Here is a 19,443-nt window from a genome sequence, read left to right as displayed (position 1 = left end):
CGAAAAGATGGAACGCTCTATGACGCAAACTACACGCTTGCGCTCTCCTCAGCGGCTGCCTGTTGCCAGGCGTAGAAATATGCCTTGTCTCCAGTGGTAAAGAGACCATACCAGGCTTCAAGCACACGTGGACTATAGGCCTGTAACTTCTGCAAAATATGGTATGCGAAGGCAAGAGAGGCGGTCGCGGTCGCCGTAATCAGGTTGTCATCGGTCACCACTGGCTGCTCTTGATAGAAAGCCTCGCCACGATAGTCCAGCGCTTGTAGGTACTCGCGAGCATTGCTCGTATGGGGTCTATCATCCAGCAGGCCTGCCAGCGCCAGGCCTGCGGTCGCGCCGCAGATAGCCGCTACAGGCACATCTGCCGCTAAAAACTTCCTGGCTTTATCGATCGCTTCAGGATAGCCGCTCTGCTCCCAGGCACCACTGCCAGGTAAAATCAACATCGCGCTCTGCACTGGTTCTAGTTCAGCAAGCTGGAGGTCAGGCAGGATGGCCAGGCCACCAGCCGTCCTGACTGGCTCCCGGCTCACCCCAACAGTTCGCACGCTATAGCCTATAGCTGGATTATTCAGCATGGGCAGCACATAGCCTATCTCCCAATCGGAGAGGCCATCACACACAAACAAGTGGACAATTCTTGAGTCCATACGTACTCACCCTATCCTTTCTCATGCGCACAGAGCACTATTTGCGCTCACACGGCTACTGTAGCACATTTACAGGACAGAATCGGACCTCTTAGCCCACCCTGCTATTCGCAAAATCGTGCATGCCTGCCCATTCGCGCCAGATATTGGTCATGCATTCCCATTGCCACTGTTCGTGGTTGACGTGGCGCAGGCGGAAGAAGATAGCGTAGCGGATATAGGGCGAAGTATTTATGGTGATTCCATGCCCCAATTGATAATGGCAGAGGACGGCATCGCCGGGCTGGGCGGTAATCTGCTGTGGCTCAGGCAAATTTACCTCGGGCAGACCCTTGAGGAGGGACTGTGGCGTGTGCTTGCGAAAATAGTCCTCATATAATCGATGCGTTCCGGGCCAGACCGCCAGGTTCCCCATAAAATCATGAGGAATAGCGCTCAGGAAGACGCCGATAAGTGCCGTAAAATTGTCTATCACTCCCTCTTTGACCCCATTGTTTGGCGAATACATTCCATCCAGGTGGGGACGAGGCGGGCGGGCAGGACCGGGCGCGGGAAAGCGCAGAGCAATCTGGCCACTTTTTACAGGACGGATACTCCCCTGTCCAATAACCGACTCGCTCAAGCTCCAGAGCGGCGACTCAGTGAGTAAACCAGTAATTTCTGGCGATGCCGTAATTTCTGGGCAATATGTTTGCGCCCGCAAGATAGGTAAGCGCTGGGGATCCATCCCCTCAGAACCCAATGAGGCGTTTATCGCATGCAAGGCCTTCTCAACCAGCTCCTGCGGCACAATACCAGGCAGTGCCACATACCCTTGTTCGTAAAGCGCTTGCTTCTGTGTAGGTGTCAATTCCATGACAGAAATCTCCTTCCATGGGTGAACACAGCATTTGCATGTTTCTATGCGTTTTTTTTATAGTATCAGCTTTTGAGAAAGATCGTCAAACGCCTGGCCAGGTCCTTTATTTAAAATTACTTCATGTAGCGCTTCAAAAAGGCTCGCGTTTTGGCGGCATACACTTGAGGGTCGGTCGAGTAGGCCATGCCATGGGTCGCCTCAGGAATGATCAGGAGTTCTTTATCGACGGGGCAAGCCTCGTAGAGAGGGTAGACCATCGAAGTGGGGACGAAGGTGTCGTCCGCGCCGTGGATAAAGAGGGTCGGGAGCCGGGTCTTGCGCACCTGCTTGAGGGCCGAGGCCTCGCCAAAGAAGTAACCCGCGTGCAGCTTGCAGGCCAAGCTCGTCAGGTAGACCAGGGGGAAGGGTGGTAGCTTAAACATGCGCCCCAGTTGGTAAGAGAGAATGTCCTTCACTGAGGTATAGGCGCAATCGGCAATCACGCACTTTACCTGCTCCGGCAAGCGCTCTCCGCCCGTCATTAGGACCGTCGCGCCCCCCATCGAGATGCCATGCAGGACGATTTCGCTCTCTGGGCAAACGCGCTGGATAATAGAGTGGATCCACTTGATGTAGTCCAGGCGGTCGGGCCAGCCAAAGCCAATATAGCCACCTTCGCTGGCGCCATGTCCACGATCATCGGGCATAAGCACATTATAGCCAAACTCTTCATGATAGAGCTGAGCCAGCAAGGCCATATCTTTCTTGGCGTGACCGGCATAGCCATGCGCCAGAATGGCAGTCTTCGCCGTGGGAGACGGAGCGGGCAGGTAATAGCCGCGCAATTTCAGCCCATCCATAGACATCATGTCGATGTCCTCAAAGGGCTGCCGCTCGATCCAAGGCGTCTCCTCGACCGGAACATCCCCCTCCTGGTAATTAGGCAGGTCGGGACTCGTCGCCAGCATCTCTTTGCTCGCTTGCCGCACGATCCCCAGCCGATAGAAGTACAGCGTTGTGGTCAGCAACACCAGCAGAACAATACCGAGAATTGCGAGTATAATCACAAAAATTGTCGACACGCGTTACAAATCCTTGTTGCTTAAGATTTTCGCTTATCTTACCATCCCAACTCTACTATAACAAGCGAGCAGGAAACTCTTTCGCCTGGCGCCTGCTCAAGCCCAGCCCCATTTCTTGACCTCTTCAACAGGAAGGCTTAACACCTCTAAGATGCGCTCAAAGAGCTCATCGGACCAGGCCAGCGAGGGCTCGCAACGACAGCAGTAGTAATCCATTCCACCATCACTTCGCAGCTCAGTATACACAAAGCGGCAATTGCATCTTGGGCAGGTAGCTTTCAGTTCAAGCGGCTCTCGGACTCCAAGACGCTCCAGCCTTCGCTTCACCTTCATGCGCGCCGGATAAGGGAAAGGATCCATCTCCGGCTGCCCGGCCACAGGGGTTACCTCCCCCTGCTCTACCGAGGACCCAGGCTGCCCTTCTCCTGGTGAGCTATCACTGTTTAATTCTTGACTATAAGAATATCTCTGAGAGTCGAAATTGGTGTCAGTCGGTATACCAGTTGGTGTATCGGTTAGTTGCTGGACCACACATTGTGCCTTACTAGCGGACCAGGCCTCGACTGGCTTACCTGGCTGCATGGATATATGGTGCTCTTCGTATGATGGCATAGTGACTTCATGCCATACGCTTGACTGCTCATCGGATGTTTGCGCATCAATTTCGGCTGGCTTGACTGGCTGCATAGAATCCTCCTCACAAGACTCCAACATTGGTGTGATAGCCTCTTTATCCATTTCTTCATTCCTCGCCTGATTGGCAGGTTCTGGCAGAGGCTCGCCGCGTGAGAGTACCTTGCAGGCATCGACGACGGCGTTTTTCAGGGCTGTAATAAACCAGGGCATGCGCTTGATATGCCCCTGGTCGGTGTGGCTGCGCACGCCAGGCAGAGCATAAGCAGCATCCCGGTAATACTCTATGGTCCGGTAGAACCAGTCTTCGATGATGCTAGCATGGTCCTCCAACCCCGCTTCAGAGGCGAAGTGCAGGAGGCGCTGCATGTGGTTCACCAGGTTGCTCTGCGTCGAGTAGGGATTGGCATCACGGAACTTCTCCGAGACGCTGTAGCCCAACAGCATCAGGCGGCGTGTCAGAGGCTGGCGAGGCTGCATACGCTGCTGCTCCTTGATGCTAGGCAAGCGCTGCGGGCGATACTGTTTCGCCACGTCTTTCTTGCCTGTTGGCCTGGTTTTCCCGCCTCCGGCCTTGCGCCGGGCTAGCTCCTCGTGCGTGAGCGGTCCCTGCGCCAGGGGCTGATAGCGCTCCTGCCATTCATCTCCTCCGCCAGTCAGCACAGCGACCTGGGCAACTAACGCCTGTTTCGCCTGCTCGCTCGCCTCTGTCACTGGCTCTTCAGCCTGCACACTTGCTTCGCGCTCGTGCGCCTGCTCCGGGCCAATTTCTCCAAAAGCAGGCAAGCTGAGATGCTGCTCATCCCGAGAATGTTGCCCACACAGGCGACCCTGAGTGAGGGCCATGTGCCCACAATGCTCGCAGCTATACTTCTGGCGAAGATCCTTTTCTTCTCGAAGAAAAATCTCTAACCATTTTTGCAAAAAATCTAGCTTCGAATTCGAATTCGAACTCTCAGTATTAACTTTAGTATCTACACTATACGGGGAATATAGTATTCACCAAATGGTCGGTCCAATCCAACCTCTAAACAGGCTCTACAAGCTTAAATCCTCTTCAATGTCTAGCGTCTCTCATCCATAAAAGTCCAATCAAGACCAGCAAAATATTTTGCATAAGGTGTCAAAATCAGGTGTCAAAATCACTCTCTTATAAAAAGCCTGTAACATTGCATAGCAAGCCATTCGAAGGCCATATATTGCCAGGCTAAATCACATAAAAATAACCGACATCGGACGAGCCAGATATCGGTTAAGGTGTCAATTTAATGGTAAATGACTTACTTGTCGGGGCATTGGCTCTCCACCATACCTGCCTACCAATCCCTGAGCGGATTTTGAGGGGCTTTTCTGTTAGTGACCCTGATAGATCACCTGGTTGCCATAATTGTCAGAGTTATCCTGGTTGCTGCCCCAGTTGTAGCCCGAGTTGCCATCATTTCCCTGGAAGGTTCCATAATAGTATTTGTTATTAGTATTAATACCGCCGCCATTTCCGCTGCTGTATTGATTATTCTGTAGGTACCAGGGAGTAGTGCGCGTCGAAGAGGCAAATGCAGTTGCAGATAGACCTGTCAGAAGTACTATTGCGATGGTCAAGCCTATTACAATGAGGCATAAAGCCTTTCTGGGGGAAGAAAGCATCATCGTGTTCTCCTGTCTCACTCTTCTGAACAAAAGTTGATAGAAGGCTTCTACTCTCCGTTAAGAGTCTCGCTTTCACCAACGTACCGCGTGTAAGAAGAGACTTATTTACATGTATTAGTGCAGAGCGCTACAAGTTCTCTCCAAAGAGACGGTCTATATCTTCAGCAGCTTCCTTATGTTGCTCCTGTGTTGCATGACCATATGTAATATCCGTCATTTCGAGACTTGTATGGCCTAACATCTCCATCCTCACTACCGGGTCAATCTTCAACTTTCTCAAGATGCGAGAAGCATTATGACGCAACGCATGAAATTTCATGTGTTCCAATCCCGCAACCTCAAGCAATCTATTAAACAAACTACAAACATAATTGGGGACAATATAACCACCAGTACGAGTGCAAAACACCAAATCAAGATTTTTCCAATGAGGAGCTGAAGCACGTATCTGATTCTGCTTCTCCTGGTGCTCGCGCAGCACATTTACGATATCAGATGGCAAATGGATAGTACGTTCACCAGCTTCCGTCTTTGGTGGCCCAACATGAAAAACATAGTGTCCGGTTGCAGGATCACACACATAAGATAGTGTGCGTTGTATTGACAGCATCGCCTTGTCAAAATCGATATCAGACCACTTTAAACCGAATAATTCACCCCTCCGCATGCCTAATAGTAACGCCATCCGAAACAAAGCATACAACTTCATATTCTGTGCACACTGTAGTAACCTTTCTATCTCCTCATCATGCAACACATACACCTTTGTTTTTCGAGGCTTAGGCAACTTCACATTCTGTACAGGATTGTATGCAAGCCTTTTCCACTTCACCGCATCATCTAAGGCCTCGCTAACAATCCTATGAATCAGGCGAATAGTATTCGGCGAGAGGGGCTCTTCCTCCCACTGCTGATACAATGACTGAAACATCTCAAGTTTTAGTTTCTGCAATCCGACATGTCCAAGAACCGGAATAACACGAGATCGCAAGTACATATGGTACATTGCATAAGTCGTCTTACGTATCGTTGTGCGATGTGCATTGAGCCAATATTCTAAGTACTCTTTCAAGGTCTGTTCACGCTCCGTCACCAGCTTGCCAGCATCACGCTCATTTAACATACGTCGTTTAGCTCGTTCAGCCTCCTGCTTGGTCTTATAGTATTCCTCCTTTCGCTTGCCCTTTCCAAGCGGAATACGAGCAACCCAACGACCATCAGCATGCTGTACTACTGTCCCTTCTCCACGAGCACGACGCTTTGACTTTCCATCATCTTCTTTCTTAGATCTTGGCATAATTTCACCTTCCTTTTACTGATGGCTAGGCAACATAACGACCGTTTACCTGTTTCTCTAAAGCCCACCTATAAAGGCTGTTTGGGTCAAAACGAATATTATTTTTCGGAATGATAATCACAGGAAAGCCCTCTTCATGCATCAATTCAAAGAGCTTCGCTCGACTTACCCCGAACCAGGCCGCAGCACCATCAACATCAAGTAACCCCGTAGGTGTAGGCATTAATGGTTGTTCAGCCTGAACCTTTTTAGGCCTTGCCATAGCACACCTCCTTATGCAGCTTGAGAAGACTTGTCAGGAATACTGAGCAGTACACGCCGTTTCTTGACTTCTCTCTCAAAGTCGCGCTCTTTTTCGTCGTAGTATTCCTCCACATGGTTGAAGGCAAAAGACACCGTATCCGAGAGATCAGAGAACACATCCCGCTCCTCATGCGATGGTTGCCGCCAGGCTTCCAACGTGATAAGCAGGCCCGCTATTTGCGCGATCAGGCGCAACATGTTCTTCTCCCGCTTCCGTTTGCGAATGTAGGGCTTGAGCGTGAAGGACTCAGGCACCACCGGATGAGCAGCCGCCACAACGCGACGACCAGGCCGAGGCTCTTTTTTCTCGTCGGTGGGGAAAGGCCGAGCCTCCAGTTCCTCATCAACTAGCTGGAGCAGCTCTTCCCGTTCCCGTTCCTCACGCTCATAGTCTGTCTCTTCCAGCTCCTCTTTCTGTTGAAATGCGCCCTGGATGACTTCCCAATCAGGATGCACCGGCCAGCGCGAGCGGTTGGTATCCTCAGTCGCTATGACATAGCGCAGCCAACCATCAGGAAGGCCATCTTCACCACCATCGACGTGACCAACGGCATACGCCCACAGGCCTGGCAGGTGCTCTTCCAGGTCAAAGGCATCATCGATCCCGTGGAAGTTCTCACCCTTCATTTCATTGAGTGCAGGCCGCTTAAACCGCATTTCGACGCGCCAGACCTCCTCTTCCCCATCCCACAAGGGCTCACCTGTTTCCGCATCTTTCGCCACACGCCAGAGGTCGTAGAACCATTCCTTCTCCTTGGACTTGTACTTAATCTCATGCTGTTTGTTGTAGAGCAGCGCCGAGACATGCCCGTTACGAGCGCCAAATGGCAGGCCCGTAATGCGCCCCCACCGTTGCTTAATGCCATCAGGCCCATCAATCATGCCATCCTCAGAGAGTGGCCGCTCTTCCGTGAGTTGGGCACGGGTCACAAAGTTGCGTTTCACGTCCGAGATCGTCCCCAGGTGCAGGCCCACCACATCAGCCGCCAGGTCACAGGCCGAGACTTGCAGCTTGATACGTTGTCCAAAGATGGTGACCAGGAAGCCAAACACCTCATGCACAACCTTGCCCAGGTCACGCATACTCCATAGGTACTCCGAAGAGCACCGCACCTGCGCGATCAACTGCATCTTGGAACTCCGATTGACCGCCAGCGTGAGCAGCTTATTTTTCAAGATCCACTGAAAGCCATCCCCACCCTTGGCCGTCATCAGCAAAGGCACCTTACAAAATGAAAAGCGTGTCTCAACTGGCTCCTCATCATCTTGTGCCTTTTCTTTCAGGGCCTTGAGTTCCTCAAGAAGCTCGCTATCCAGCCTTCCCTTGATCACCTGGAAATCTGCCCTGGTTTGGTATATATTAAGCACAAGCGTATCCACAAACGCCCCAAGTACTCTTACGGCACTATTCATAACGGCCTCCTTTCAGAGCTAAAGCGAGAAATGAAAATGCAATTGCCACCCATACTTACATCCATACTTGGCATCATTTTTTTAGAAGCCCTTATTTTGATCTTTATCATTGGTGTTTGCACCATTGGGATACCAGCTCCTTCATATCGAACATACACAATCATCTCTGTTGATATCCTTTTTCATGCCGGTATCCTTCTCTCGTTAGTCGTACAAAAATTGAAATCAAAGCGAAAAAACAAAAGCGTTCAACCAGACTGATAACCATGTCCCAATACAATTGGAGAATGAAGAAACATGCAGATCAATCCCAAAGTTGTGTGGACTGTACTCTTCATTGCCATAGAGATTGTTATGCTTGCCTTTCTCAGTGGCGTTGTAATCGTCTTCTACAAGTTGTCTTCACAGCAAATGGTGAACAAAGTGATCGAATTCGAGATCTATTTTCATGCCTACCTCCTCGTTCAATTGGGGGTACAAAAACTTGTCGCAAGGGCCAAAAAAGAGAAGCAAGCAAAGAAACCAACCAACCAATAACCATGTATTTTGCGCGGTACGGTTTACTTACGGTACCGCGCCCGCCGCTTTTCATCACGCTTCACCCTCCTCCTCACTGCGATCCAACAGCACCCAGGGCCGAGCACAGCGATAGAACAACGAGAAATCCAGGGTATGCGCAGCCGCACGCGCCACCGATGACAGGCGATAGTAGCGCATCATATTTTCAATCGCATTGAAGGCAGACTTCCCAAGAATATAGCCATGATGCTCTGCCAGCAGATCAGGCCACCGGGTCCACAATACCACCGAGAACCACTGCATCCCTGGCAGTGCCTCAGGCAGAATCACAGGCGGCACCTCATCCCCTCGATAGCGAGCTAAGAGGCCAGGGTAATGATCTTCCCTCTCAAGGAGAGCCACCTGCACCAACTTGGCGACCAAGCTACGATGACAGGTGCGAGCATCCCGACAGGCACAGAGCAACACCACCGGGCGACCTTCACGCAGCCAGGACGCCACCTCACGCACCGCATCTTCATGACCTGGCGCGAGTTGGATACCCTGTTCCTTGTGTGCATAGTTCACATTGCCAAGCCGCCGATCCCACACATAGCGCGAGCCATACGCCGAGCATAGCGCCTCCTTATTCCAGGTCGCCGCCCACTTTGAATAGGGAGACAGACGAATATCGACCAGCACCGCCCGCTCATCACGCATCACCTGATGCACCTGGCGCTCTGTCTCAGGGTGTGCATACCCAAGCGTGTAAAGCGTTCCTTGCTTGCTCATAGGTGCCCTCCTTTCTGTATGCGTTGCCACAATTCACGCGCCTCTAGACCGTAGTACAGGCGCAGAAAATCAAACACGGAGCCGCCCTGTTTCCAGGTGTGGCAATACCAGCAGGCACCACCCGGCCTCCTTGGCTCATGCACCCACAGAGACGGATGTGTGTCTTTTCCGTCCGAGTGATGCCAGCCAAACGGGCAACATCCCAACCCGCTCCGATCCAGAGTCACATAGCGCCCAATCACACCTAGCGCATCCTGTTGAGCGCACCACTCTTGAATCGTCATGCGTGCCGTGGGACGGGTCAGCACCGCAATGTTTTTTTGAAGAGTATTTTTCTTGGGTGCTTCTTGAGCGTGTTCACGTTCCGGCGAGGGTATCGCCGCGGGCGGCGTTACCCGTTGGACCGTCGAGAGCCAGGCGAGGGACGCCCCAACCTCAGAGGCCACCGGCACCAGGCGACGGAACCACTCCGAGCGATCTAAATGGACAAAGGGGTAACGCTCACCTGACAGGCGATGCACACCCAGAGGCACCCGCACCAGAGAGCCAGGCCCGGCCAGCGTGCTATCCTGTTTGGGGAAGAACTCCATCCCTTCAGGGCAGTACGGCAAGAGCCAGCGCCGGAGCTGGGCAGGAGAGACGAGCGAGGCCAGGAACACCCACAGGTGACCACCACGCCGGGACGCCTCCAGGTGAGAGACGATCCCATCCACAGCAAGCCGTTCTTGCACCTCAACCAAGTCAACCAGGCCGCCCCGTGTATCGCAGTCAAACACCGCGAACCGACAACCCCCTTGCTCATCAATGACATAGGTCCCGAGGGTCACTTGCCCGGCCAGGTGTGCACGCACCAGATCATACGTCAACACGCGATCCGCCCGTAGATATCCGCCGTCATCGCGCTGGATAGCGTAGTCATTGCGCCGCCCGATGCAGGTATTGACCAGGACGCCCAGTTCTTCACGCGAGAATGACACCGGCTCACCTCCTTTCTTAGGCAGAATCAACCATAAGCAAAAGTAATAGGTTATAGATGATGAAATAGATAAAAATGCCTTAGAACACCCTTTTTGAGCTGTAAATATGCCCTTTATTGGCGCTGAGACGTTCATACGGACGCCCGGCCATACAGACGTAGAAATCACCTTGCTCATTTCGTTTGCGAACTCTCTTGCCCGTCTCAGCGACACGTGTTCCCACCGCACCACAAGCCACGTTATTTACTATTAACCCTTGAGAGAGAGACATCAGTAATAACCTTTTCGTTATGTATGAAAAGCTCTACTATAAGGCGCATCAGAAGAGAGATGAGCGCCGCCCACCAAGCAAAGCGCGTGGCGCGTGGCGCTCAAAGAGAAACCGTTACTTGTCCAACCGACGAATCCTCACCCGTTCCTGTTCAGGCGCTTGCCCTTCGGCGTTCATCGTCTGAAACTCACCCGTAATCGGCAGATCGGCGCTGGGCGACGGCAACGACCCACCAGGCGCACCGGTCGGCATTTGCAACAGGCGCATGAACGTCTGTTCCTTGAGTCGGGCGAGGAACTCAGCATCCGCCTGTTCTTGCTCAACCTTGATCCCCAGGAGCTTGACCTTGCTATCCGCCTCAGCCTCCAACAGCTTGCGCTTGCCCTCAGCCTCAGCCAGTTCGGTATAGAGCTTGCCCCGCTCATGTTCAGCGCGAGCCATCAGGCGTACATCATTGCTATCGACCTGGCCGAGGAAAAAGGCCGTCCCAGCATCACCCAGGATGAAGCCAATCACACGTGAGGCCACGAAGAGGTACATGATGTTCATGTTGGGGTCATGGCTGGACTGAACAATACTCAGGAGAAACGCCGTCTGACCAATGATGTTAATGGCTGCGAAGACCAACCAGAGGCCAGTCCCGATCCAGACCGCCCGTTCTTGCGCCCCATCGACACGGCCATAAATCTCACGCTGTTCAGCCACCTCATGCCGTTTAATGCCCACGCCGAACGTGGTGAACATCATGGCAAATTCAATGAAGAGCGCGCCGCCCCAAATGATGAGTTGCCCGTTGCGATCCCCAGGCGCAACCAGGTGCGTGAGAATGTAGGCCACTTCCGCAGCCGTCAGCAGTACAAAGGCAATCGGCCCGGCCAGGAGCCAGATCTTGAGGAAGAAGAGCATCACGCGCTCATGAAACGGACGCCCCACGCGAGCCTTTTCAACGCGCTCTATACGCCGCCGTTTCATCATGTCTTCATACGAAAGCTTTTCGCCCTGGAAGGCGTCCGGGTCATCCTCAAATGCTTCCCCATTGACGAAGCGGGCAGGAGAGCGAGGGCCAGAAGGTCCACGCTGAGTAGGTACACCGGTCATACCGTCTTCATCATCAGAGCGCCCAAAGCCGAAGGCCTTCCCAAGCTTGCCCATGAAACCTTGAGACTGTTGCTGTTCACTCATGTTTGCCCTCCTTGCGAGCATGTTTGATCTTAAACGTTGCGAGTGGCGGGAGCTGGGGAGCCAGGCCCACACATGCGCCGTATTCAGCCAGCACCTTGACGATCCCACCCTGTTCTTCCTTGACATACAAACCATTGCCTACAATTGCCATGTGCATCACCATATGCACCTCAAAGCTTGTGTGTTCTGGCATAGCTGCCACCAGGTCCCGCAGGTCATCATAGGTGCGAGCTTCACCAGCCAGGACCGAGCGCCCACCCTCTTGCACATACACATCAATCCTACTAATCGGGGTATACGTCCGAGCACCTCCCTTGCGCCGAAATTGGCGATCATAGCGACGGTGGCACCGTTGACACAGCACCATCGTCTCAGCCTCACGTAACCACGTTTGATATTGCTTCTTATGCGCGATGGAGAGATACACCATGTAATCCTCACCCGTTCGCGCACTCTTCATCACCGAGCGATCCAGCACGCCGCATGCTTCACAGCGATACCCGGCAGCCTCAAGCTTCTGACGACGCAGTGCCCGCCATTCAGCAGGGTAGAGCCGAGCATCAAACATACAATACCCTCCTTCATGCCCCTATCCGAAAAATGCCAAAGAACGAAAAAGCACGTTCCTCATCCTCTTTTGTCGAGGTTGGATGCACGACACCCTCATGATAGTCAGCGTCCGAATGACACCAACACCAAGAATCATCACAGTAGGGATTGTCAGGCGTATGTACATCAGCTATCTGGTCATCATCCTGCATCATGCGGTATAATCTCCTTGTAGGGTACTCGCGTGTTTCTCAGGCAGTCGAGTATCCCGCGAAAGCGGCAGAGGTGTCATACCTCTGTCCGCACACACCATCACGCAACGAAAGAAAGGTGAGCCGACCGAAGCCAGGCCCACCATACACGCGCTACTCGTCATCGTCAGCAGGGACACCCAGGTCCTTAAGGTTAGTAATCTGAGAGCGAATCTGCATGATTTTGCGTCCATCCTTGAGCGTACGCTCACCCGCCGTCTGTGCGGAAACGGTAACCTTGACCTTATGCCCGACCAGGTCGGCATCTTCGAGGTCATCGTACTGGGGATCATCGCCACGCACCTGACAGGACCAGACACGACCAAAGCGCATATCATTGATTTCCATAGCGAGAAAGCGCCATTCTTCACCTTTATGAGAGCCTTCCTCAATCACACCAGAGAGAGGACGTTTGTTCAGAACAATACCGGTTAAAATCGCAGCCATAGTGTTTTCTCCTTTTCGCAACTAATGAACCTGTTTTTGATGACGAACGCACCAGATGACCGGAACCCGACCAGCAGGCATTCCACCCAAGCACCCAGGGCAAACCGCACTACAGAGACAAGAACCACATTGAAACCATCCTACAGAACCGACAACCTTGATCCACTGGTGACGATGGGCACCAGCTCCCACACCTGCACGCCGAGAATGGACCGTCATCGTGTCACCCGCTTTCCACCAATCCTGGCATATGACTTGTGTTGTTCACAGTAGTGAACCAGAGCACCGCCAGGCGCTTTACCATCAGCACGGCCAGCACACACCGGACAGGCAGCACACAGCCGACAGGATGAACACCAGAACCAACCCCGCATATAGTTGACCCAGGAATGAACGCATGGTCCCATCGTTACACCCCCATCCGACCGGAGCGCAGCGCGGCCACCATCGAGCGAACAGAAGAGACATATGCAGGGACGTTGTTCTCCGAGCCAGGAGCATAGACGGGAATAATCGTGTCAACCGTGGTCAGACCGCGAGGGATGTACTCCGACTTAAGCAAGCGGAACCAATCCAGGTAGCCCGCTTCCCAGGAGGAATAAGCACGGAACCGACCAATGCAAGAGGGATAGCCAGGTGTGCAGATAATATTTCCAAGAGACTTTGTATCGTGAGCGGCACCCTTCAGACCGAACTGGCTTTCATGCCAGAAGAAGGCCAGGGCAAAGGCCGGATCAATCCCGTACATGCCGCCATCTTCATAGAGCGCCTTACCAGTGCCAGCCGCAGGAGAGCCATAGTGAGCAAGCACCTCATCAATGAAAGCTGCTGAGATGGTAGGAGTACCAAGGATACTAGCCGTATCGGACGACGTACGAACAACGCTATCAGACGAGGCATTCACACTTGCCTCAACGCGCTTGACCAGAGGAGAAGAGGTATACCAGGCCAGGCCAAGCGTCAGAGCGCCAATGATAAGAGCCAGCCCAACCAGGCTCATGAATCGAGACGACATATCGCACCCTCCTTGATGCACAAGTTGACAGGCCAGGCCCGATATGTCTAAATGAAATCGAGCCTAGCTTAACCCGCGAACGCTCAAACCGTTGGGCTAAGGCGGCCACCTTAGCTCAACACCGCACTACCTTACAGAGACATGCCCCCGAGAACAGCGATACAGTATCCGACCTAAAGGTGATTTTCCAACCTCAAGCGCAGTCTGCCCACACTTGCTACAAGTAACCCGACGCATCACCTGTACATCCCTGTTAGTCTTCTCTGCCATAGCACCTCCTTACAGAAACCGCAACGCAAACTGAAAGAACCAATGCCCGGCGACAATCAAGGGACTCCAGAACGCAAGAACAAGGCCCATCAATGCAGCCCCGGCCACCATCACAAAAACGTTCTCCCGATCAAACTTCACTAGATACCCTCCTTTGATATTTGTTAGTAACATTACTAATTGTTAGTAATGTTACTAACAATTAGATTATGCAATATGAGATTGGACTTGTCAATACCTGCACCACCTCATTGCAAACAAATATAAAAAAAGTTACAATTCTAAAAAAGGGAGGGATACGCCGATGCCAAGATATCAGCCACCTAAAGGCTACATAACCTCAAAGGAAGTTAAAGAAAAATTGAATATTAGTGGGGCTATGGTACTCAACTATGTGAAGCAAGGAAAAATAAAGCATGTAGTCCCACCTGGGAGAAAGCATGGTTACTACCTGGAAAAGGACGTGGAGAAACTTGCCAGCGAACTCCAAGCATTTTTCGACCTTGAAGAAGAAACCGAAAAGACCGAGTTTACAGTAGCAGCAGCAGCAGATATACCAGCATGCATTGCTCTGAATAGAGAACTTTTTGATATCAAAAACACCGAAGACGATGCCACTCTCACAAAAAAATGGACGATCTGGCTAACAAAAAACCCTGAAATCGTCTATGTGCTGAAGAGAGACGGAGAGGTCATAGGTATCACAACAGTACTGCCATTCAAACCCAACTCAACTAGATTCGAGGAGGCTCTAAGAGGTGATATCTCTTTTCTCCTGGGTGATGTAAAAATCGCCACAGAGGATATAGAAGAGTACGAGACAGGCAACCATGTCCAGCTCTATATAGCAGAGATAGGCATCAAGCCAAGCTTAAACAAAGACCTAAGACGCAAGTATGGAGCTAGGCTCATCTCTAGATTCATGGACACAGTGGTGGACTTAGGCCGCAGAGGGGTGATAGTGGAAAAAATGATTGCAGTAGGAGCAACAAAAAGCGGTGTAAGACTTCTACAACACTTCGGCTTTAGTGAAGTAATGTTCCCCCGGCCAGACACAAGGCTTTTTACTATCGACATAGAAGAGTCTGGAGCACCAATAATACGCGCTTATCGAGAAGCATTAAACGAGAGCACAAAAGAGTAAGAAAGCCCCTGGTAGTCACTACTATCAGGGGCTTTCTTAATTCTATAAAGGCGAGCCGGCCAGTTCCGTTCCACTTCGCTACCCGGAACTGGCTCGGGTCGCCTAATTAATACTCATAAGACTCTATTACTTGGGACTGTATCAGAAGAACGCCTAGTTTCTCGCGTCGTGGGCTTCAACTCTCCCTCTATTTCCACTCTTTTAACATAAAAAGAGATAGGCCCAGGATACGTGAAAAAATCGCTCACAGTGATAGGTTTTACATATAGCTTGGGCTGATCTCCTCTTCGCTTGAGAAGTCTTTCCATGAAAAAATGAATTCAAAAAGTTTATAAGGTATTATAGAGTGAAATGAGCTAATCCCCAGAAGTGCTCGTTTGTTTTCTCCTCCAGATCTTTCTAGAAGGCTTAGGGTGCAGAATCATCAGAGGATGTGCCAGTTCTGAGCCCTCAAAGCTGGGGAGATTGAGGAAGCGGAGAAGACGAGAGCGGCTTTGAACGACTTATCGAGACGAGGAAGGATGGAACAGGCATGGAGCCCATAACCACAACGGCGATTCTGGCGGCAGTTGCCTCTGGGGCCATTGGAGCTATTAGTGGAGGTATCACTGAGCTTGGAAAGAAGACAGTGGTCGACAGCTACACAGCCCTGACGACCCTGCTTAAGAAAAAGTTTGGCGAAAAAGGTGAGGTGGCTGAGGCAGTGGAGCGACTAGAAAAGAAGCCTGACTCGGACGCCAGGAAAGAGGAGATCAAAGAGGTGCTTGCTGAGGTGAAAGCCGATGAGGACTCCGAGATTCGACGGGCTGCTCAGGCCGTGCTAGATCAACTAAAGACGCTGCCTGGTGGGGAGCAGCACATTCAGCAAGCCATCGGCAGCTATATTGCTCAGGCCGATCGGGGAAGCACAGCCTCCGTGACTATCCATGATCCGCGAAGGAAAGAAAAGTAGAGAGCATGCAATGATAGAACCACGAGATGAGCCGCCTGTTAGGGAACAGACAGCGCTGGGGAGCTATATCGCTCAGGCGACTAATAACAGCACTGCCTCGGTCAACGTCTATGAAGACGTGCGGCCTCGCCCGGTTGAACATGCGGTGATTACTGCGGCTCACGAGCGGTTGGCCCAGTTGCCGCTCAAGTCGTTTCCTATGCCCGCTGCACAACCTGTTGCTGTCCATTCCCGGTTGCCAGTCTTCGAGCGTAATCCCCTCTTTGTGGGCCGTCAGGCTGATCTACAGGCTATTGCCCAGGCTTTGAAGGCGGAGGAGCCTGTGACGGTCGTAATCAGTGGCATGGGTGGCATGGGCAAAACTCAGCTGGTCAGCGAAGTGATCTTTCGCTATGGGGGCTACTTTGCTGGTGGGGTCTTCTGGCTCAATTTTGCTGATATCACTGGCATCCCGAGCGAGATTGCGGCCTGCCGCACCGCCTTACAGGAGGAACTGCGTCTGGATCTGCATACGCTACCTCTAGAAGAACAGGTCATACAGATCCTTGCTGCCTGGCAGAGTGACCTACCACGTCTGCTGATCTTCGATAACTGTGAGGAAGAGGCGCTACTGGCCACCTGGCGACCACCACTGGGAGGTTGTCGTATCCTGGTCACCAGCCGTCGCGCCACCTGGGACAGCGATCTACACGTCCACCATCATGCCCTCAGCGACTTGAAGCGTCCAGAAAGCATCGAGTTGCTTGGGAAGTATCGGCCTGACTTGACAACTGAGGAGCGCAACAACATTGCCGAAGTAGTCGGAGACTTGCCATTGGCTCTGCATCTGGCCGGAAACTATCTCGAAGAATATCGGGAGAGCCGATTGGGGCGTGCCAGTGCCTACTTGAAGGCATTGAGTAACATGCCACCGCTCCAGCATCCCTCACTGCAAGCGGAGGGCAGCACCTATACGACCCGGCACATTCGTGATGTCGCGCGTACTTTTGCTCTTAGCTACGAGCGCCTGGATGAGAAGGACCCTGTCGATGCCCTCGCCATTAGCCTCCTGGCCCATGCAGCTTATTTCGCACCAGGTGTAGCCATTCCGCGTGAACTATTACGTGCAACCATGGGGCCAGAAGAGGACGATGTCCTAGAAGATCGCTGCGTCCGTGCCTTAAAGCGCCTCGCTGGGCTGGGCCTGCTCGAAACCTTCTATGGAGCCGGGGAGGTAAGCTATCGCTTGCACCAACTATTAGCGAGCTTCATCCGACTCCAACCTGCGACTAACACACCAGAGGTACAAACCACAGTCGAGAAAGTAGTGGAAACAAAGGCAAGCTTACTGTATAGCACAGGCCATCCTGTTCTCTTACAGACCTTCCTGCCACACCTGCGTTTCATCACGAACGAAGCTTACCCGCGTGAGGATGCAATGGTAGCAGCACTTTGCGACACATTGGGCACTCATCTTGATAAGATCGGCGCATATACTGAAGCAGTATCTTACTTGAAGCAAGCCCTCACGATTAGTACGCGAGTGCTGGGTCCTGAGCACCCTGACACCGCAACCAGTCTCAACAACCTGGCTAGTCTCTATGAGCACCAGGGCAAGTATGAGCAGGCCGAGCCTCTCTACCAGCGTGCCCTCACCATCTGGGAACAGGTCCTGGGGCCTGAGCATCCTCAGACCGCAACCGGTCTCAACAACCTGGCTGGTCTCTATGCAAGCCAGGGCAAGTATGAGCAGGCCAAGCCTCTCTTCCAGCGTGCCCTCGCCATCTGCGAACAGGTCCTGGGGCCTGAGCATCCTCAGACCGCAACCGGTCTCAACAACCTGGCTGCTCTCTATGCAAGCCAGGGCAAGTATGAGCAGGCCACGCTTCTCTATCAGCGTGCCCTCGCCATCTGCGAACAGGTCCTGGGGCCTGAGCATCCTACCACAGCAACTAGTGTCAACAACCTGGCTACTCTCTATGCAAGCCAGGGCAAGTATGAGCAGGCCGAGCCTCTCTATCAGCGTGCCCTCACCATCTGCGAACAGGTTCTAGGGCCTGAGCACCCTGACACCGCAACCAGTCTCAACAACCTGGCTGATCTCTATGAGAAGCAGGGCAAGTATGAGCAGGCCGAGCCTCTTTTCCAGCGTGTTCTCGCCACCCGCGAACAGGTCCTGGGGCCTGAGCACCCCAGCACCGCAACTAATCTCAACAGCCTGGCCAGTCTCTATACGAAGCAGGGCAAGTATGAGCAGGCCGAGCCTCTCTTCCAGCGTGCCCTCACCATCTGCGAACAGGTCCTGGGACCTGAACACCCTGACACTGCAACCAGTCTCAACAACCTGGCCAATCTCTATGTGAGCCAGGGCAAGTATGAGCAGACCGAACCTCTCTTCCAGCGTGCCCTCGCCATCCGCGAACAGGTCCACGGACCTGAGCACCCTGACACCACAAACAGTCTCAATAGTCTGGCTCATCTCTATTCAAGACAGGGCAAGTATGAGCAGGCCGAGCCTCTCTATCAGCATGCCCTCGCCATCCGCGAACAAGTCCTGGGGCCTGAGCATCCTACCACAGCAACTAGTGTCAACAACCTGGCCCTCCTCTATATGAACCAGGGCAAGTATGAGCAGGCCAAGCCTCTCTTCCAGCGTGCCCTCGCCATCCGCGAACAGGTCCTGGGGCCTGAGCATCCCGACATCGCAATTAGTCTCAACAACCTGGCCCTCCTCTATGCAAGGCAGGGCAAGTATGAGCAGGCCGAGCCTCTCTTCCAGCGTGCCCTCGCCATCCGCGAACAGGTCCACGGACCTGAGCACCCCGACACCGCAACCAGTCTCATCAATCTGGCTAGTCTCTATGTGAACCAGGGCAAGTATGAGCAGGCCGAGCCTCTCTTCCAGCGTGCCCTCACCATCTGCGAACAGGTTCTGGGGCCTAAGCATCCTCAGACCGCAACCAATCTCAACAATCTAGCTGCTCTCTATGCAAGGCAGGGCAAGTATGAGCAGGCCGAGCCTCTCTTCCAGCGTGCCCTCGCCATCTGCGAACAGGTCTTGGGACCTAAGCATCCTCAGACCGCAACCAGTCTCTTCTCCTTAGCAAATCTTTACCGTATTCAAAAAAGCTTGAGTTACTTACACCTCTGTTGCCACGCCTTAAAGAACATATGCCAAAACAATAAGGCTGTCACATTCTAAGCTGACAAACACAATAAGGTGTCAAGTTCAGGTGTCAAAAACCTCCCA

Annotated in this window: 20 protein-coding genes; 4 read left to right on the top strand and 16 right to left on the bottom strand. The window is 52.6% G+C overall.

Annotated features, from left to right (window positions below):
- Positions 1 to 29: 29 nt before the first annotated feature.
- The 8 genes from JMJ16_RS05915 to JMJ16_RS05880 form a co-directional block, all read right to left on the bottom strand.
- On the bottom strand, positions 30 to 653 hold the full coding sequence (locus tag JMJ16_RS05915) for a DJ-1/PfpI family protein (protein WP_201379227.1): 624 nt from the start codon (positions 651 to 653) through the stop codon (positions 30 to 32).
- Positions 654 to 744: 91 nt separating this feature from the next.
- Positions 745 to 1,509 carry a hypothetical protein gene (locus JMJ16_RS05910; protein WP_201379220.1) on the bottom strand — a complete coding sequence of 255 codons (765 nt, stop codon included), beginning with the start codon at positions 1,507 to 1,509 and terminating at the stop codon, positions 745 to 747.
- Positions 1,510 to 1,625: 116 nt separating this feature from the next.
- The gene (locus JMJ16_RS05905) at positions 1,626 to 2,573 is read right to left on the bottom strand and encodes an alpha/beta hydrolase (protein WP_201379218.1); all 948 of its coding nucleotides are present in this window, start codon (positions 2,571 to 2,573) and stop codon (positions 1,626 to 1,628) included.
- Positions 2,574 to 2,669: 96 nt separating this feature from the next.
- Positions 2,670 to 4,052 carry a hypothetical protein gene (locus tag JMJ16_RS05900; protein WP_201379216.1) on the bottom strand — a complete coding sequence of 461 codons (1,383 nt, stop codon included), beginning with the start codon at positions 4,050 to 4,052 and terminating at the stop codon, positions 2,670 to 2,672.
- A 507-nt stretch (positions 4,053 to 4,559) separates the two neighbouring features.
- Entirely contained in the window at positions 4,560 to 4,853 is a 294-nt protein-coding gene (locus tag JMJ16_RS05895) for a hypothetical protein (RefSeq protein ID WP_201379214.1), read from the bottom strand.
- Between the two features lie 127 nt (positions 4,854 to 4,980).
- Complete coding sequence (locus tag JMJ16_RS05890; RefSeq protein ID WP_201379212.1) at positions 4,981 to 6,150, bottom strand: tyrosine-type recombinase/integrase; 1,170 nt, start codon at positions 6,148 to 6,150, stop codon at positions 4,981 to 4,983.
- Positions 6,151 to 6,175: 25 nt separating this feature from the next.
- Positions 6,176 to 6,412 carry a hypothetical protein gene (locus JMJ16_RS05885; protein WP_201379209.1) on the bottom strand — a complete coding sequence of 79 codons (237 nt, stop codon included), beginning with the start codon at positions 6,410 to 6,412 and terminating at the stop codon, positions 6,176 to 6,178.
- A gap of 11 nt (positions 6,413 to 6,423) precedes the next feature.
- A complete protein-coding gene (locus tag JMJ16_RS05880) occupies positions 6,424 to 7,866 on the bottom strand; it encodes a hypothetical protein (RefSeq protein ID WP_201379207.1) in 1,443 nt (480 codons plus the stop codon).
- A 297-nt stretch (positions 7,867 to 8,163) separates the two neighbouring features.
- Between JMJ16_RS05880 and JMJ16_RS05875 the strand changes: the two genes are divergently transcribed.
- Positions 8,164 to 8,403 carry a hypothetical protein gene (locus JMJ16_RS05875; RefSeq protein WP_201379205.1) on the top strand — a complete coding sequence of 80 codons (240 nt, stop codon included), beginning with the start codon at positions 8,164 to 8,166 and terminating at the stop codon, positions 8,401 to 8,403.
- A gap of 54 nt (positions 8,404 to 8,457) precedes the next feature.
- On the opposite strand, the gene JMJ16_RS05870 is transcribed toward JMJ16_RS05875, so the two are convergent.
- From JMJ16_RS05870 to JMJ16_RS55890, 8 genes are all read right to left on the bottom strand, one after another.
- Positions 8,458 to 9,156 (bottom strand): DUF488 domain-containing protein, encoded by a 699-nt coding sequence (locus JMJ16_RS05870; protein ID WP_201379203.1) that lies wholly within the window; start codon positions 9,154 to 9,156, stop codon positions 8,458 to 8,460.
- The gene (locus JMJ16_RS05865) at positions 9,153 to 10,133 is read right to left on the bottom strand and encodes a hypothetical protein (protein WP_236601214.1); all 981 of its coding nucleotides are present in this window, start codon (positions 10,131 to 10,133) and stop codon (positions 9,153 to 9,155) included. Before JMJ16_RS05865 ends, JMJ16_RS05870 begins: the two co-directional genes overlap by 4 nt.
- Before the next feature lie 385 nt (positions 10,134 to 10,518).
- Positions 10,519 to 11,586 (bottom strand): hypothetical protein, encoded by a 1,068-nt coding sequence (locus JMJ16_RS05860; RefSeq protein ID WP_201379200.1) that lies wholly within the window; start codon positions 11,584 to 11,586, stop codon positions 10,519 to 10,521.
- On the bottom strand, positions 11,579 to 12,154 hold the full coding sequence (locus tag JMJ16_RS05855; RefSeq protein WP_201379198.1) for a hypothetical protein: 576 nt from the start codon (positions 12,152 to 12,154) through the stop codon (positions 11,579 to 11,581). Before JMJ16_RS05855 ends, JMJ16_RS05860 begins: the two co-directional genes overlap by 8 nt.
- Positions 12,155 to 12,167: 13 nt before the next feature.
- Complete coding sequence (locus tag JMJ16_RS05850) at positions 12,168 to 12,350, bottom strand: hypothetical protein (RefSeq protein ID WP_201379196.1); 183 nt, start codon at positions 12,348 to 12,350, stop codon at positions 12,168 to 12,170.
- 150 nt (positions 12,351 to 12,500) lie between these two features.
- Positions 12,501 to 12,833: a hypothetical protein gene (locus JMJ16_RS05845; protein WP_201379194.1), complete on the bottom strand. Its 333-nt coding sequence runs from the start codon at positions 12,831 to 12,833 to the stop codon at positions 12,501 to 12,503.
- A gap of 409 nt (positions 12,834 to 13,242) precedes the next feature.
- Positions 13,243 to 13,848 carry a glucosaminidase domain-containing protein gene (locus JMJ16_RS05840; RefSeq protein WP_201379192.1) on the bottom strand — a complete coding sequence of 202 codons (606 nt, stop codon included), beginning with the start codon at positions 13,846 to 13,848 and terminating at the stop codon, positions 13,243 to 13,245.
- Positions 13,849 to 14,127: 279 nt separating this feature from the next.
- Positions 14,128 to 14,259, bottom strand: coding sequence for a hypothetical protein (locus JMJ16_RS55890; protein WP_255553164.1), 132 nt, complete (start codon positions 14,257 to 14,259; stop codon positions 14,128 to 14,130).
- Positions 14,260 to 14,422: 163 nt separating this feature from the next.
- On the opposite strand from JMJ16_RS55890, the gene JMJ16_RS05835 reads away from it, so the two are divergent.
- The 3 genes from JMJ16_RS05835 (at position 14,423) to JMJ16_RS05825 (ending at position 19,395) form a co-directional block, all read left to right on the top strand.
- Positions 14,423 to 15,262, top strand: coding sequence for a hypothetical protein (locus JMJ16_RS05835; protein ID WP_201379190.1), 840 nt, complete (start codon positions 14,423 to 14,425; stop codon positions 15,260 to 15,262).
- A gap of 532 nt (positions 15,263 to 15,794) precedes the next feature.
- A complete protein-coding gene (locus JMJ16_RS05830; protein WP_201379188.1) occupies positions 15,795 to 16,214 on the top strand; it encodes a hypothetical protein in 420 nt (139 codons plus the stop codon).
- 10 nt (positions 16,215 to 16,224) lie between these two features.
- The gene (locus tag JMJ16_RS05825; protein ID WP_201379186.1) at positions 16,225 to 19,395 is read left to right on the top strand and encodes a tetratricopeptide repeat protein; all 3,171 of its coding nucleotides are present in this window, start codon (positions 16,225 to 16,227) and stop codon (positions 19,393 to 19,395) included.
- Positions 19,396 to 19,443: the final 48 nt, after the last annotated feature.

This window comes from Ktedonobacter sp. SOSP1-52 (genome assembly GCF_016587395.1).
This window is presented reverse-complemented; position numbering and strand designations above follow the sequence as displayed.

What these genes read in the sequence shown, in the direction of transcription:
- JMJ16_RS05900 (WP_201379216.1), bottom strand. Translation starts at nt 4,052, where the DNA reads ATGGCCCTCACTCAGGGTCGCCTGTGTGGGCAACATTCTCGGGATGAG.
- JMJ16_RS05890 (WP_201379212.1), bottom strand. Translation starts at nt 6,150, where the DNA reads ATGCCAAGATCTAAGAAAGAAGATGATGGAAAGTCAAAGCGTCGTGCT.
- JMJ16_RS05880 (WP_201379207.1), bottom strand. Translation starts at nt 7,866, where the DNA reads ATGAATAGTGCCGTAAGAGTACTTGGGGCGTTTGTGGATACGCTTGTG.
- JMJ16_RS05855 (WP_201379198.1), bottom strand. Translation starts at nt 12,154, where the DNA reads ATGTTTGATGCTCGGCTCTACCCTGCTGAATGGCGGGCACTGCGTCGT.
- JMJ16_RS05840 (WP_201379192.1), bottom strand. Translation starts at nt 13,848, where the DNA reads ATGTCGTCTCGATTCATGAGCCTGGTTGGGCTGGCTCTTATCATTGGC.
- JMJ16_RS05835 (WP_201379190.1), top strand. Translation starts at nt 14,423, where the DNA reads ATGCCAAGATATCAGCCACCTAAAGGCTACATAACCTCAAAGGAAGTT.
- JMJ16_RS05830 (WP_201379188.1), top strand. Translation starts at nt 15,795, where the DNA reads ATGGAGCCCATAACCACAACGGCGATTCTGGCGGCAGTTGCCTCTGGG.
- JMJ16_RS05870 (WP_201379203.1), bottom strand. Translation starts at nt 9,156, where the DNA reads ATGAGCAAGCAAGGAACGCTTTACACGCTTGGGTATGCACACCCTGAG.
- JMJ16_RS05915 (WP_201379227.1), bottom strand. Translation starts at nt 653, where the DNA reads ATGGACTCAAGAATTGTCCACTTGTTTGTGTGTGATGGCCTCTCCGAT.
- JMJ16_RS05860 (WP_201379200.1), bottom strand. Translation starts at nt 11,586, where the DNA reads ATGAGTGAACAGCAACAGTCTCAAGGTTTCATGGGCAAGCTTGGGAAG.
- JMJ16_RS05850 (WP_201379196.1), bottom strand. Translation starts at nt 12,350, where the DNA reads ATGATGCAGGATGATGACCAGATAGCTGATGTACATACGCCTGACAAT.
- JMJ16_RS05845 (WP_201379194.1), bottom strand. Translation starts at nt 12,833, where the DNA reads ATGGCTGCGATTTTAACCGGTATTGTTCTGAACAAACGTCCTCTCTCT.
- JMJ16_RS05910 (WP_201379220.1), bottom strand. Translation starts at nt 1,509, where the DNA reads ATGGAATTGACACCTACACAGAAGCAAGCGCTTTACGAACAAGGGTAT.
- JMJ16_RS05895 (WP_201379214.1), bottom strand. Translation starts at nt 4,853, where the DNA reads ATGATGCTTTCTTCCCCCAGAAAGGCTTTATGCCTCATTGTAATAGGC.
- JMJ16_RS05825 (WP_201379186.1), top strand. Translation starts at nt 16,225, where the DNA reads ATGATAGAACCACGAGATGAGCCGCCTGTTAGGGAACAGACAGCGCTG.
- JMJ16_RS05875 (WP_201379205.1), top strand. Translation starts at nt 8,164, where the DNA reads ATGCAGATCAATCCCAAAGTTGTGTGGACTGTACTCTTCATTGCCATA.
- JMJ16_RS05885 (WP_201379209.1), bottom strand. Translation starts at nt 6,412, where the DNA reads ATGGCAAGGCCTAAAAAGGTTCAGGCTGAACAACCATTAATGCCTACA.